The 14,724-nt window shown below is 62.0% G+C and carries 13 protein-coding genes; 7 read left to right on the top strand and 6 right to left on the bottom strand.

Translation table 11 applies throughout. The features are described from left to right. Window positions 1-20: 20 nt before the first annotated feature. The 5 genes from ACE37B_RS01550 to ACE37B_RS01530 form a co-directional block, all read right to left on the bottom strand. A complete protein-coding gene (locus ACE37B_RS01550) occupies window positions 21-1,151 on the bottom strand; it encodes an amidohydrolase family protein (protein ID WP_409921528.1) in 1,131 nt (376 codons plus the stop codon). A gap of 115 nt (window positions 1,152-1,266) precedes the next feature. Next, the gene (locus tag ACE37B_RS01545; protein ID WP_348479492.1) at window positions 1,267-2,064 is read right to left on the bottom strand and encodes an enoyl-CoA hydratase/isomerase family protein; all 798 of its coding nucleotides are present in this window, start codon (window positions 2,062-2,064) and stop codon (window positions 1,267-1,269) included. 144 nt (window positions 2,065-2,208) lie between these two features. Further along, window positions 2,209-3,660: a flavin-containing monooxygenase gene (locus tag ACE37B_RS01540; protein WP_409921527.1), complete on the bottom strand. Its 1,452-nt coding sequence runs from the start codon at window positions 3,658-3,660 to the stop codon at window positions 2,209-2,211. After that, complete coding sequence (locus ACE37B_RS01535) at window positions 3,653-4,945, bottom strand: acyl-CoA dehydrogenase family protein (RefSeq protein WP_409921526.1); 1,293 nt, start codon at window positions 4,943-4,945, stop codon at window positions 3,653-3,655. The genes ACE37B_RS01540 and ACE37B_RS01535 overlap by 8 nt, the downstream gene beginning before the upstream one ends. A 65-nt stretch (window positions 4,946-5,010) precedes the next feature. Next, window positions 5,011-5,457 (bottom strand): PaaI family thioesterase, encoded by a 447-nt coding sequence (locus ACE37B_RS01530; RefSeq protein ID WP_409921525.1) that lies wholly within the window; start codon window positions 5,455-5,457, stop codon window positions 5,011-5,013. A gap of 433 nt (window positions 5,458-5,890) precedes the next feature. Between ACE37B_RS01530 and ACE37B_RS01525 the strand changes: the two genes are divergently transcribed. The 7 genes from ACE37B_RS01525 (at window position 5,891) to ACE37B_RS01495 (ending at window position 13,714) form a co-directional block, all read left to right on the top strand. After that, window positions 5,891-6,700, top strand: coding sequence for an enoyl-CoA hydratase/isomerase family protein (locus tag ACE37B_RS01525; protein ID WP_409921524.1), 810 nt, complete (start codon window positions 5,891-5,893; stop codon window positions 6,698-6,700). Window positions 6,701-6,807: 107 nt separating this feature from the next. Next, window positions 6,808-8,355, top strand: a complete 1,548-nt coding sequence (locus tag ACE37B_RS01520) for an AMP-binding protein (protein ID WP_409921523.1) — start codon at window positions 6,808-6,810, stop codon at window positions 8,353-8,355. Beyond that, entirely contained in the window at window positions 8,352-9,374 is a 1,023-nt protein-coding gene (locus tag ACE37B_RS01515; protein WP_409921522.1) for a TIGR03617 family F420-dependent LLM class oxidoreductase, read from the top strand. Before ACE37B_RS01520 ends, ACE37B_RS01515 begins: the two co-directional genes overlap by 4 nt. Next, entirely contained in the window at window positions 9,371-11,008 is a 1,638-nt protein-coding gene (locus tag ACE37B_RS01510; protein ID WP_409921521.1) for a flavin-containing monooxygenase, read from the top strand. Before ACE37B_RS01515 ends, ACE37B_RS01510 begins: the two co-directional genes overlap by 4 nt. Window positions 11,009-11,107: 99 nt before the next feature. Then, window positions 11,108-11,986, top strand: a complete 879-nt coding sequence (locus tag ACE37B_RS01505) for an SDR family NAD(P)-dependent oxidoreductase (RefSeq protein WP_409921520.1) — start codon at window positions 11,108-11,110, stop codon at window positions 11,984-11,986. 34 nt (window positions 11,987-12,020) lie between these two features. Next, complete coding sequence (locus ACE37B_RS01500) at window positions 12,021-12,818, top strand: enoyl-CoA hydratase/isomerase family protein (RefSeq protein WP_409921519.1); 798 nt, start codon at window positions 12,021-12,023, stop codon at window positions 12,816-12,818. Between the two features lie 8 nt (window positions 12,819-12,826). Further along, the gene (locus tag ACE37B_RS01495) at window positions 12,827-13,714 is read left to right on the top strand and encodes an alpha/beta fold hydrolase (protein ID WP_409921518.1); all 888 of its coding nucleotides are present in this window, start codon (window positions 12,827-12,829) and stop codon (window positions 13,712-13,714) included. Between the two features lie 611 nt (window positions 13,715-14,325). Here the strand turns inward: ACE37B_RS01495 and ACE37B_RS01490 are convergent. Further along, window positions 14,326-14,643, bottom strand: coding sequence for a hypothetical protein (locus ACE37B_RS01490; protein ID WP_409921517.1), 318 nt, complete (start codon window positions 14,641-14,643; stop codon window positions 14,326-14,328). Window positions 14,644-14,724 lie beyond the last annotated feature (81 nt).

The following is a 14,724-nucleotide window of genomic DNA, read 5'->3' as shown; positions in this document are numbered from 1 at the left end:
TGCCATGATGATCGAATCGATCAAGCGACGCTGGACGTCAGCAGGGCGCTGAGGTCGATGCCATAGAGGGCAGCGACATTGCCGCACAGAATTGCTTCGGTTTGTTCGGCGGTCAGCTTCTTGGTCTGCTCGTCGAGCATTTCTTGCGACCACGGCCATGTCGAGTCCGAGTGGGGGAAGTCGTTCGCCCACATCAGGCGTCGCCAGTTCATCTGATCCGCCTGCGAGAACGCCGTCCAGTCATCCTGAAAGGTGACATAGATGTGTTCGGCAAAGTACTCAGAGGGCAAACGGTTCAGCGACACACCTGGCTGCAGCCAATTGCGGTGCCGCTTGTACGCATGGTCCATCCGATACATGTAATGGGGCACCCAGCCAGCGTCGGCTTCGACACACACCACCTTCAAGTTCGGATGACGGTCGAAGACCCCGCCGAACACCAGGGTTCCCATGATGTCCTGAATACTCCGGATGATCGACATGAAGCTGTTGAGACGAGGGCCGCGCCAACCGCCGCCCTTGGCAGTCAGGATGTGAAAACTGAGCGGCAGACCCAGCGCGACGGCTGCCTCCCAGAACGGATCCCAGATCGGATCGTCGTAGTCCTCCTCGGTTCCCGGGTTCCCCGGCATCATCACACCGCGCAGCCCCGCCGCCTTGATCGCTTCGATGTCGGCAATACCCTCCTCGACCGATCGCAGCGCCGTCTGGCCACAACCGAGCAACCGATCAGGCGACTCCGAGCAATACTCGGTGATCCACTTGTTGTACGCGTTGAAGCACGCCCGCTTGTAGTCCACGTCCGGGTGCCCACACAACACCATGCCAACCGTCGGATAGATCACCTCGGCCGCAACCCCATCGCGGTCCTGGTCGGCGAGCCGTTTGGTCGCGTCGTAGCCCGACTGATGGAGTTCGTCGAACTTGACCCCCTCCTGGACGAGTTCTTCGGCTGGCTTTCCCGCAGCCGCGACGAGACCCATCGGAACGGTCGACTTCATACCCGGCACCACGTACACATCGCCGCGAACTGGATCGTTGATCATGTTCGGCGCCTGATCTCGATACGCCGGGTCGATGTTGGCGATGTAGCAGTCGGGCGGCTCGGTGATGTGCGAGTCGGCGCTGATCACCGGAAAATTGAAAGACATGAGGGTCCCTTCGTGTGGATCTCTCTGACCTTAGATGGTTTGCCATCGATGAGACAAGACGCAGGTTGTGTTTTATGCCGACCTTGGGAACAACGCCACACAAGTCGGCGCTCTTTCAACGGCCACTGAAGTTCGGGGGTCGCTTTTCGATGAATGCGCGCGGACCCTCGATCGCGTCGGCGGACGCCATCACCACACCGGCCGCTCTCGATTCGACTTTGTAGGCGTCATCGAACGGAAGGCCGTTGGAGGTGATCATGACTTCCTTTGCCTTGCGCATTGCGAGCGGCCCGTTCTCAGCCATTCGCCGCGCGAGCTTCTGTGCCTCGTGCATCACCTGGTTGGATGGAACGAGCCGGTTGACCAGACCCATCTCGGCAGCCGATTGGGCACTGATCCTGTCGCCGACCAGCACGATTTCGGCGGCCTTGGCCCACGGCACCTGACGCGCGAGCTTGGCCAGCCCGCCGCCGGCTGGAATGATCCCGCGAGAGACCTCGGTGAGGCCGAACTCGCTGTCATCGGCCGCTATGCGCAAATCAGTTCCGAGCACCAACTCGGTGCCTCCAGCGAGCGCGAACCCGCGAACGGCGGCGATCACCGGCACCGAGAAATCCGTGCGTCGCAAGAGCGCCTTGTCCAGCAGTCTGAGGTCGCCGTGAAGGCGTTCGTCCCATTCGTCCTCGGGTGATCGGGCGCCGGTGAACAGCGGGATGAGCTGCCCCAGGTCGGCACCTGTGCAGAAAGCTCGTTCGCCGGCGCCCGTGACGATCGCAACTCGGATCGTCGGGTCGGCCGCGAGTTGGTCCCAGGCATCGGCGAGCCGGCACACAAGTTCCGGATTCAACGAATTCAGCTTGCTCGGCCGATTCAACGTCAGCGTGGCAATGCCATCGTCGATGTCGACCAGCAACGCTGGCTCAGTTGGGTCCGCAGATTTCGTCGGGTTCGTCATAGTCGTTTCTCCTCCTTGGGAGCATCCCACCGAGATGAGACACAGAACGTCGTGCTGATCGTTTCCCACGCGGCCAATCCGCCGCGTCCGGCCCCGAGCGGTTCACGATTGATAGGCCGCCAGATCCGGTTCGGCCATCACTTCACGGAACCGCGAGAACTTCCATGGCCAGGCCGCTGGAATTCCTCGATCGTCGAGATACCAACTGTTGCAGCCAGTCACCCAGACAGTTGACTTCGCAGCCTCGATCCGGAGCTCCTCGTGTTCGCGCATCGCCCGTTCGGTTGCGTGGATTTCTTGCGACGCTCCGGACTGCAACCGTGAGACCAGCTTCATGATGTACGCCATCTGGATCTCGGCCACCTGGATGAGTGAGAAGTTGCCCACTGGACCGTTTGGCCCGTTGAGCATGAACAAGTTCGGGAACTCGGGCATCGACACAGACAAATAGGCCACTGGTCCGTCAGCCCATACGTCGGCGAGTGATCGCCCGCCAAGGCCGAAAATCTCCATCGGACGCATGAATCGATCGACTTCGAATCCGGTTGCGAGGACGATCACGTCGAGTTCGTGCAGGCGACCGTCATCGGTCCGAATTCCACGGGGTTCGATGTGCTCGATCGACGACGTCACCAACTTTGCGTTGGGCTGCTGGATCGCTTGATAGAAGTCCCCAGACACGACCAGCCGTTTACACGCTGCGCGGTAATCGGGTTCGAGTTGCGCCCGAAGTGCTGGGTCAAAGACCTGGCCGTACAGGTGAGCCCGACACGTCTCTTCGATCTGGGCGAGCTGTTCGGACTCGGCATCGACGACGGCGTCAGCGAAGTTCTCGGCGAACGTCGTTTCAAGAAAATCTCGAAGTTCCTCCAACTGTTCAGGCCGGTCGCGGAACGTTGCCTTCTGGTCGTCTGAGAACGGTCGGTTTTCCATCGGCATCACCCACTGCGGGGTGCGCTGAAAGAGTTCGTAATGAGAGACTCGATCGACGAGCGCGCCGGTGATCTGGATCGCGGTCGAGCCCGTACCGATGACCCCGACACGCCGTCCCTCGAGTTCGACATCGTTGTTCCAGCGTGCACTGTGGAAGACATCGCCTCTGAAGTCATCAAGGCCGTCGAAGGCCGGTTGCTTCGGATGATGCAAGACTCCGGTGGCCGCAATCACGATCTCGTAGTCGTCGACGTCACCGGCAGCTGTTTCCAATGACCACACCCCATTGGCGAACGTTGCCCTTTTGATTTCGTCCCCCAAACGCAGATGAGGCCTCACGCCGTAGTCGTCGGTGACCCGCTCGAGATATTCCTGAATCTCTTGCCCAGGTGAGAACATCCGGCTGAACTCGGGATTTGGGGCGAAGGAGTACGAGTACACGTGCGACGGCACATCGCATGCAATGCCCGGATATGAGTTGTCGCGCCACGTTCCGCCGATTCGGTCGCCCTTCTCGTAGCACACGACGTTCGAGATGCCTGCCTTGCGTAACTCGATCACAGCGAGAATTCCGGCGACACCGGCCCCGATCACCGCAGCGCGCACGGGCCGGTCAGCCATCAGAACCGAGTTGTGTACCGACGAGTAGCGAGTTGAACGCAACACCCTTGTCGACGCTGGGTTCGCGGGGGAGCCCGAGGACTCGTTCGCCGATGATGTTCCGTTGAATCTGGTCGGTTCCGCCGCCGATCGAAATGAGGTATGACGAGAACCCAATGTCGTGCATGCGACCACCCAACGGAGCGTCGTCGCCCCACAGCGTTGTGTCTGCGCCGCACACTCGGAACATCGTCTCGCGCAGCGTCCGCAGGAGATGACTTGCGGCAAGCTTGCCAACAGAGACCTCGGGTCCAGGACGGCCACCCCGCTCGATTGCTCCCTTGACGCGAAGATCGGTAAACCGTGCGATTTCGAGCAGTGAGTGAATGGTCGCCCATTCCTGCCGGAAGATGGGGTCATCGGCACGCCCGTATTGTCTGATGAGACTCAGCAACAATGCGCCAACACCGCCCGATGACGCGTCGTCACTTGGCTTGACCTCGCGCACGAGGTCGCCCGCTCGCGCAGTGAGATCGAACTTGGTGATCGACATGCCGCCGCCGGAACTGCCGAACGACCCCGCGCTGAGCATCGTTCGCTCGTTTGCGAGGGTCGTGAGTGCCACCGCCCAGCCAGACCCGACAGCGTCAAGGGTGTTCTCGACCGGAACGATCGCATCGGTGAGGAACACCTCGTTGAAGATCGAGCGACCGGTCATCTCCCGAATCGGACGAATCTCGATGCCGGGCTGATCCATTTCGATGACCATGTACGTGAGGCCTTGATGTTTCGGCAGGTCTGGATTCGTGCGAGCGACGAGGATGCCGTACTTCGCGATGTGCGCTCCCGAAGTCCAGACTTTCTGACCGTTGATGACCCACTGATCGCCGTCGCGCACCGCCTTGGCCTGCAGTGACGCCAGGTCCGAACCCGAACCCGGTTCGCTGAACAGCTGGCACCAGATCTCGCCGCGGACGATGCCTGGAAGGAAACGATCTTTCTGCTCCGCGGTACCGTGCGACAAGATTGTCGGCCCAGCGAGGTTCGCAGCAATCCCGGCGGGCGGTCCCAATGCCCCGACCTCGCGACGCGCCAGATTCACGAGTGGTGCGTCGTGCGCGCTGACTTCACGCCCGTAGCGGTCTCTTGGCCAGGTCGGAAATCCCCAGCCCGATTCAGCCAACAGTGACCACCAAGCCCCGAGTTCGAGATTCGGGTCCCAGTTCGCCTCGAACCAAGCGCGTGCAGCGGCGGCGACATCGGTCCCGGCGTCGGTAGACGAATCCACATGCAGATCGTTGTTCATGCGACACATCATGTCATGTGTCTCTCATTGAAGGCAATCCGCGTCGCCGTCGACGACCAACTTCGTTAGGTAGACAGGCGGTCGAGAGGAACCGAGATGAACAAGCCTTCGCTCTCGGCGAACCGCTGCCCGTCACATGTCGCCTCCCCATCGATCCACAGCTTTCGACCGTCGCGGTCGCGGAGCCGGGCGCGGAACTCCAACTCAGTGCCAATCGGCGTCGGGGCCAAATACGACACCGCGAGGCGACCGGTGAAGGCCGGGGTTCGGACCATCGACAATACGAAACCCATGACGTCGTCGAAGACAGCGGCGACGATGCCGCCGTGGGCTCGGCCAGGTGCCCCTTCGAAGGCAGCACCGAACGACACGGTCGCAACGGCGTCATCGCCCTCGCGGTGACACGTGATGGCGATACCCATCGGGTTCGCCAAACCAGACACAATGCAGTCCGGATAGTGTTCCATTGTTGCCCCGTCGGCCGGAACGTCGTCGAAGAGTCGGCGTTTCATGTCACTGACTGGTCTCGATCGAGAAGGCGACGAGTCCAGTTCGGCGGTGGCCTCAGAGACAAATGCTGTGATGCGATCGAGTAGCCGATCGTCAGCCGCATGCCCGACGATTGAGTGGCCGAGTTCGCGGAGTGCGGTCGCGCACGCGATCCGATTCTCGGTTGCCGCCGCTGAGACCTCGGGCTTCGTCGCGTCAATCATGGCGAGAAGTGCTAGCACACGATCTCATCACGGTTTCAAACGGTCCCTGCGGAGACGTCCCCGTGTACGTCCCGATTCGGGACGCGCCGTCGATGCGTTCTGACCACCTCGAACTTCCCGAATCGAATCAAGGGCCGCGTTGTCTTGAATACGACACGCTCCGACTTTTGTATCAAGCCGTCGCCGCACTAGCTTTCAGGATCACTGCAACCCCGTCGAGAACGAGAGACCGATGACCGAACTTGAATTTGAACAAATTGGATTCGTCACCATCGTCGAGATCCGGCGACCGCCCCACAACTTTCTCGACAGCGCACTCGTCAGCGACCTGGCGATCGCATTCGAACAGCTCGATGCTGACCCCGGCTGCCGAGCCGTCGTGCTTGCCGCCGCCGGGACGTCGTTTTGTGCGGGCGGCAACTTCGCTGGCCAGGCTCCCGATGCTGAGTCATTTTCTGGGTCGCCCAGCGGCGCGATCGATGAAGATACACATGGCATCGTCGACGCTGGCTCGCTGTACGAAACGGCGCTTCGTCTGTTCGCGATCAACACGCCGGTGGTCGCAGCAGTCCACGGCTCGGCGATCGGTGGAGGGCTCGGTCTGGCATTGACGGCAGACTTCCGGGTCACGTGCCCCACAGCCAGATGGTCGGCCAACTTCAGCCGACTCGGCTTCCACCCTGGGTTTGCGTTGTCGATCACGTTGCCCGAACTCGTCGGAACACCCCACGCCCGACGGCTGCTCTATACGGGCGCTCGCATCAACGGTGACGAAGCCGTCGAGATCGGGCTCGCCGACGAATGTGTTGCTGCAGATGCGGTTCGGACGCGGTCGATCGAGTTCGCCAGCGAGATCGCATCTGGCGCGCCGCTGGCTATCCAGGCAATCAAGTCAACGTTGAATCGCGGTCGAGCCGATTTGCTCAGACGCGCTGTCGAGCACGAACTTGCCGAGCAGGTCGGTTCCTTGCCTACGAGCGACGCTCGCGAAGGCATTGCCGCGTACGCGGCCCGGCGCCCACCTGAGTTCCTGGCCCGATGAGAGGCCCCTGTCGGTGTTCGGATTGAACATGCACGAGGCACATACGACGCACCTGACAGGATCTGTCGCACGTGCCAGAATGAGTATCTATAGCGAGGGGAGCACAGATGTATCCAGGCGTACATGCAACGACGAGGCCTGACCACCCAGCGGTCATCATGGGCCAATCAGGCGAGATCGTCACCTATCGCCAGCTCGACGAACGATCCAACCAGCTCGCTCGAGTGTGGGCCGACGCTGGACTCACCCGAGGTGACCACGTTGCGATCTTCAGCGAGAACCAGCCACGGTTCTTCGAAGTGATGTGGGCGGCGTTGAGGTCCGGACTGTATGTCACGACCATCAACAGCTACCTCTCTGCCGAAGAAGTCGCGTACATCCTCACCGACTCCGGAACACGATCGCTCGTCACGACCACAGCGAAAGCCGACGTCGCCGCCGATGCGCTCGGCGCTGCACCTGATGTCGAACTGGCCCTACTGATTGGCGACCACGACCCGCGGTTCGTTCAGTACGTTCCAGCGATCGAAGCGATGCCGATCACACCACTCGCAGAACAACCCTTGGGCGAGACCATGCTGTACTCGTCGGGAACCACCGGGCGCCCGAAGGGAATCAAGCGAGCACTCCGAGAAGCCACCATCGAGGAGGGAGTGTCGACCGGGAATCTGGTCGGTGGAATCTTCGGTATGAACAGCGACACCGTTTACCTCTCACCTGCGCCGCTCTACCATTCGGCCCCGATCGGATTCAGTTTGGGTGTGCAGTCGTTGGGCGGCACAGTCGTCGCCATGGAGAAATTCGATCCGACCGAGGCACTCCGCCTCATCGAACTCCACCAGGTGACCACATCGCAGTGGGTTCCTACGATGTTCGTGCGCATGCTCAAGCTCAACCCCGAGGAGCGAAGCGCCTACGACGTGTCGTCGATGAGCATGGCAGTCCACGCCGCCGCACCATGCGCCGTCGAGGTCAAGCAGCAGATGATGGACTGGTGGGGTCCGGTGCTCTGGGAGTACTACGCCGGAACCGAACTGAACGGCTTCTGTCTCGTCAAGCCCGACGAGTGGCTGTCGCGACCGGGCACCGTCGGCCAAGCCTTGATTGGTTCGATCCACATCCTTGACGACAACGGCAAAGAGCTGGCCGCGAACGAGGCGGGCACTGTCTACTTCGGAGATGGTCCGGCCTACGAGTACCACAACGCTCCCGACAAGACCGAAAGCGCCAAAGACCCGCGAGGCCGAGGTTGGACAACGCTCGGCGACGTTGGTTACGTCGACGACGACGGATGGTTGTTCTTAACCGACCGCAAGGCGTTCATGATCATTTCTGGGGGCGTCAACATCTATCCGCAAGAGATCGAGGACTGTCTGGTGCTGCACCCCAAAGTCGCAGACATCGCCGTGTTCGGCATCCCCGACGACGAGATGGGCGAAGCGGTGCACGCCGCCGTACAGCCCGCAGAAGGGGTGCGCGGCGACGACGCCTTGGAGCGCGAACTACGCGCCTTCCTTCGTGAGCACATCGCCCACTTCAAGTGCCCAAGGGGGTTCGAGTTCCACGACGAACTCCCCCGCCTCCCGACCGGCAAGCTCTACAAGCACAAGTTGCGCGCACCGCACTGGGATTCGAAGAAACGAGACATCTCATGAAGTTCGACGTGATGACCGGCGGCCTACCGCTTCGCTCAATGGCCTCGTTCGCCGACGACGCAGCCCGTACCGGCTACTCCGGAATAGTGGTCACCGAAGGGGCGCGTACCGCATACATGGGATGTGGCGCCGCCGCGCTCGCAGCCGAAATCGACATCCTGACCGGGGTCGCGGTGGCGTTCCCGCGCAGCCCGATGGTCACCGCTGAGATCGCGTGGGAGCTTGCTGAGGCAACCGCCGGACGCTTTCGTCTCGGGCTCGGCACCCAGGTGAAGGCCCACATCACTCGCCGCTACGGCTCCGAATTCGATCATCCCGGCCCGCGACTGAAAGAGTATGTGCAGGCCATGCAGGCCATCTTCCGGGCGTTTCGCGGCGATGAGCAACTCGCCGTCGATGGCGAATTCTTTCATCTCGACCTCCTGCCTGACCAGTGGTCCCCAGGCAGGATCGAGGCCGCAGATCCGCCGATCGATGTTGCAGCGGTCAACCCGTGGATGCTGCGGATGGCGGGTGAAATAGCCGACGGTGTGCACGTCCATCCGCTGAACCACCCGACATACATCACCGAGACGGTGTTGCCCAATCTCGCGGCTGGCGCCGCAGTGGCTGGACGAGATGCCGCGACGCTGGAAGTCATCGTGCCCACCTTCATCGTGCCCACTGACGGCGATGAAGCAAAGTGGCGTGAATTCGCTCGCATGCAGGTCGCGTTCTACGGGTCCACACCGAACTACGCGTTCATCTTCGAGCAACTTGGATTCGAGGGAACAACAGACCGTATTCGCGAGCGACAAAAGGCCCGAGATATGGCCGGCATGTCCGCCGAGGTCTCCGACGACCTGCTGTCCAACTTCATCGTGACAGGCGCATTCGACGAACTCGCTGACAAGATCCTCAGCCGCTACGACGGACTGGCAACTCGAGTTGTCAACTACTTCGGCGGCCTCGATTGGTCGAGCAATCCTGCATCGATGGCGAAGTGGGCCGAGGTCGCCCGCGGGGTCACGCATCCATGAACGATGATCAACTCGACTTCGACATCGTCATCGTGGGCGCCGGTTTCGCTGGTGTCTTTCAGCTACACAAGCTCCGTGCATCGGGGTTCTCCGTTGTGCTGCTCGAAGCCGGTTCGGGGCTCGGCGGCATCTGGCATTGGAACTGTTACCCGGGAGCGCGAGTCGACTCACACGTCCCGGTGTACGAGTTCTCAGACGAGGACCTGTGGCGCGACTGGTACTGGGACGAACGGTTTCCTGACTGGAAAGCGCTCCGCAGCTACTTCGCCTATCTCGACGAGAAGTGGGACTTGAGCCGCGACATCAAGTTCGATACCCGAGTCACAGGAGCGACCTGGAACGAGGACGGCTCAACGTGGCACGTTGCCACCGACAACGGCGACGCAGTGCGATGCCGGTTCATGGTGGTCTGCACCGGCTTCGCATCGAAACCTCATATCCCCGACTTCGATGGGCTCGACGACTTCCGCGGCATCTCGACGCACACCGCCCGCTGGCCACAGGAAGGCCTCGACATGACCGGCCTTCGCGTCGGAATCATCGGCACCGGAGCCAGCGGCGTTCAGGTCACCCAGGAAGCCGCGAAGGTCGCCGCGAGCGTCACCGTGTTCCAGCGGACCCCAATCATGGCGCTCGCCATGCAACAGCGCGCCCTCACCCGCGACGAGCAAGACCACGCCAAGGCCGGCTATCCCGCCATCTTCCAGACTCGAACCGAAACGTTCGCCGGATTCGACATCATCAGAAGCGACCACGGCGCATTCGACGTCGATGACGACGAACGGCGCGCCGGCTTCGAACGGATGTGGCAGGCCGGGGGCTTCACGTTCTGGGCCGGGAACTATGGCGACGTCATGATCGACGAGGCAGCCAATCGAACCGCCTACGACTTCTGGCGCGGCAAAGTCCACGAACGGGTGAACGATCCCGCGGTCGCCGAAATTCTCGCCCCCACGGAACCGCCCCACCCGTTCGGCGTGAAACGGCCATCGCTCGAGCAGACATACTACGACCTGTTCAACCAGGCCAATGTCACACTGGTTGATCTACAGGCGAACCCGATCAAACGGATCACGGCCGCCGGTGTACGGACCGCTGCCACCGAGCACGAGTTCGATCTCATCGTGCTCGCGACCGGATTCGACGCGGTGACGGGCGGTCTCACCAGCATCGACTTCGAAGGGACCAACGGACGCCGATTGAAAGCCTCGTGGGCCGAAGGCGTCCACACCCACCTCGGACTCGCGAGCGTCGGTTTCCCGAACCTCGTCTACCTGTACGGCCCACAAAGCCCATCAGGCTTCTGCAACGGACCGACATGTGCCGAGGTCCAGGGCGGTTGGGTCATCGACTTACTCACCCATCTCCGCGACCGCGGCGTCACCCGCATCGAGGCCACCCAGGAGGCCGAGCAGGCATGGAGTGAGCAGGTCGCGATGATCAGTGAGATGAGTCTGTTCACCAAAGCCGACTCCTGGTACATGGGCGCCAACATTCCCGGCAAGAAACGTGAGCTTCTCAACTATCCCGGCGGGATTCCGCTCTACGCCGACCAGTGCCGAACCAGTGCCGCAAACGGCTACAGCGGATTCGAACTCGCCCAGGGACCCACCCGTTCCACCGAAGCAGGATGACGCGATGACGCTGCGATGTCGAGCCGGCGGGTTGCGAGGCGGCAAGGCGTCGGTGAGATCCACAGCAACGAGGACCCGATCAACGACGAGAGGCTCAACATGAAGAGTATTGCAGGCAAGGTCGCCGTGGTGACTGGCGGCGCAAGCGGAATCGGACGCGCTGTCGCGGCTCGCTTCGCCGCGGCTGGTGCCAACGTGGTGATTGCCGACATCGAACAGGGCGCCCTCGACCAAACCGTTGACGACTTCGGCCGAGCCGGCCATGCAGTACTCGGCGTTCGCTGCGATGTATCCGACGGCGACTCAGTCCAGGCACTCGCCGATCTGACCATCGCCAAGTTTGGGGCTGTACACATTCTGCACAACAACGCCGGCGTGGGAATCGGCGGTCCGATCTGGACCCACTCGACCGCCGACTGGGAATGGGTGCTCGGAGTCAACCTGTGGGGTGTGATTCACGGGATCCGGGTATTCGTGCCACTGATGATCGAGCAGGGTCTACCGGCGCACGTCGTGAACACGGCTTCGATGGCAGGTCTCATCTCGGTACCGAACCTGGCCGCGTACAACGTCTCCAAGCACAGCGTGGTGACGATGAGTGAGACCCTCGCACGCGACCTGGCGATCGCCGGGCACGACATCGGAGTGTCCGTACTGTGTCCCGGGTTGGTGTCGACCAACATCTTCGAGTCACAGCGCAACCGTCCGCCCGACCTGACCGCCACAGCCGACGATCAAGGATCGGCGAGCCTCGAGGGGATGATGAGCCGGGTTGACAAGCAAGCCCACCGCGACGCGAGTTCATCGTTCAACGGGATGATCACGCCCGACGCCGTCGCGAACGATGTCTTCGATGCCATCATCGACGAGCGTTTCTACATCCTCACCCACCCCGAGTCCACGCATGAGCGTGTGCGAACCCGGATGAACGACATCGTCGAAGATCGTCAACCCTCGCCACTCGGCGGTCCCCAGTGAGACCGACACTCCAAGCACCGCCGGGAGCGGCCTGATGTCGGTCGTGCGAAGTGAAACCCGCGGAGGGGTCTGCACCGTCACGCTGTGCGACGACGAGCACCGCAACGCCCTCGGCCGCCAACTCGTCGCGGAGATGGTGGCGGCTTTCGACGCCGCTGAAGCCGACGACGACGTCCGCGTCATCATCCTCACCAACGAAGGGCGAGCGTTCTGCGCTGGAGCCAACCTGTCCGAGCGATCAAGTAGCACAGACGTTCCCGGGGCCCTCAGCGACCCGATGCAACTCTTCGGACGATTCGCCAACTCCCCCAAGCCATATGTGGGCCGGATCGCCGGCCATTGCGTCGCAGGAGGAATGGGCCTCGCCGCTGCGATGGACATCTCGGTCACAATCGACGACGTCAAATTCGGCTTCACCGAAGTCCGTATCGGCGTGGCGCCAGCCATGATCTCCGTCGTCTGTCTCCCCAAGCTCCGCACCGCCGACGCCCGTTCCACGTTCCTGCGTGGCAATCGCTTTGATGGCACCGAGGCCGCCCGGATTGGGCTTGTCAATGCCGCAGTCCCGCGCGATCAACTCGACGCCGAGATCGACGCGATCATTGCCGACCTGCTCGCCGCCAGTCCGGACGCGTTGGCGACGGCCAAGCAGGTATTGAACGATGTGCCGACGATGTCGACCGCCGACGCCTTCGCGTGGACATCACAACTGTCCGCTCAACTCTTCGAAACCAGCGAGGCCAGGGAGGGAATGACGGCATTCCTTGAACGACGACCCGCCTCGTGGGTGCTCCCACTCCCCGACCGTGCCAACTCCAAAACCTCCACCTGAGAGACCCGATGCACACAACACCCATTCAATTCCGTTCACACGACGACCTGTCTCTCGTCGCCGACCGCTGGGGACCCGACGACGGCCCCGACGTGTTGTTGCTACACGGCGGCGGGCAGAGCCGTCACGCCTGGAAGAACACTGGTGAAGTGCTCGCAGCCAAGGGGTTCCGCGTCACAGCCGTCGACTCACGCGGGCATGGCGACAGCGACTGGTCGCCAACCGGCCGATACGACATGCAGGACTTCGGTCGTGACATCGTCGAAATCGTGGCCACCATGCCCGAACCCCCAGCCGTCGTCGGCGCCTCCATGGGCGGCATGAGTTCGCTCCTCGCACAACGGTTCGCTCACCACCAGCTCTTTGCAAGCGTGGTACTCGTCGACGTCACACCGCGCATGAATCTCGACGGCGTTGCGCGCATCATGAAGTTCATGTCGGCCCATCCCGACGGATTTGCTGATCTCGACGAAGCAGCTACCGCAATCGCCGGCTACAACCCTCACCGCGACAAGCCACGCTCGTCAGCGGGGCTTGAGCGCGTGCTCCGACAGAGCAACAACGGCCGATGGGCCTGGCGTTGGGATCCCAAGTTCGTCACGTGGCGACAGGAACAGAACAGTGCGTCACCAACGGGGTTTCAAGACCGCATGGACCGCATGGCACTTGAAATGTACGAAGGGGCTGACGCGGTCGAGGGTCCGATCCTGCTCGTGCGCGGCCAGCAGTCAGACCTGGTCTCCGAAGAGGTCGCCGAAGAGTTCCGTGCCCGTCTCCCCAACGCCGCATACGTCGACATTCGCGGTGCTGGCCACATGGTTGCCGGCGACGACAACGACGCGTTCACCAACGCAGTCGCCGACTTCCTCAATGCAGCTCGGATCACGGACGCCTGAACCTAGGTCTGCGATCCTCGATCCCCCAGCCTGATCGCTCACAGAGGCGAGGCGACCATCACCTCGTCGGGGCCGGGTGGCGTGAGGACAATGGAACGACTCGAGCGCTCCATCGGCCTCGATCACAACTCCTTGAGCCGATCGTGAAGCTCGGGGTTGAGGACGTTCTTGGCTTCAGGCCGATTGAAAGTGATGACGGCGATGCCATCTGAACCTCGATCCACCGACTCGGCTTCGGTGAGCAGTCGTTGACGGGCGGTGGTCTGGTGGTCGTTGCGTGGGGGTCAATCCGGCTGTCGACGGGGCATGGCGAAGCCGGTGTCGGCGGGGTGGTTGTGGCGCTTGGTCGGTTCTGCGGCGCGGTTGACGAGCCGGCCCGGAAGTTCGTGGGCCCAAGCGCTGATTCTGCCGCTCTCAAACAGCGTCTTGTCCGCGCTCAGCGGTCCGGATCCCAATCGCCTGTGCGGCATCAATATATGGAATCAGTTCGACTGCGTCGGTAGATCCATTGCAACAGTGTCGGGCAGAGCTTGCCCCTTCCCGCCGGACGATGAAGTGTCCACAACATGGGCAGATCCACGGCGCGAACTTTTGCGCGCTCGGCTCGGGCGTCACAACTCCTCCGATCCGGATACTTGGTCAACTTGGGCTGGTGAGTCTCCGGTCGAGCGACGTGGACCGATCGCTTCTCTGACGCGCGATTGCGACCATCCGATGATCTCCGCCGCCAGTGCGACGCTCGTTGCGTCCACCAGGTTCGACGCTGCTTCCCCTTGCTCGGCTTCAAGCGTTGCGACGTCAGCTCGCAGCGTGTCGATACGCCGTTCTCGGGTGAAGAACTCGTTGATCGCTGCGAGCTGAACTTCGTAGCGCTGCTTCACACGCTCTCGCGCTTCTCGTTCTGCCTGCGTCTCATTCCGTCTCGGCATTCTCGTTCTCCTGTCGTCGAGCCCGCCGACTCCGAACGCCGACGGTCACTCACCCCCAACAGGCCCCATTTCTCGCCAATC

This window comes from Ilumatobacter sp. (assembly GCF_046290335.1).
In the GTDB taxonomy this organism is placed as follows: Bacteria; Actinomycetota; Acidimicrobiia; order Acidimicrobiales; family Ilumatobacteraceae; genus Ilumatobacter_A.
The sequence above is the reverse complement of the archived record's forward strand: the minus strand, read 5'-3'. Positions and strand labels throughout refer to the sequence as shown.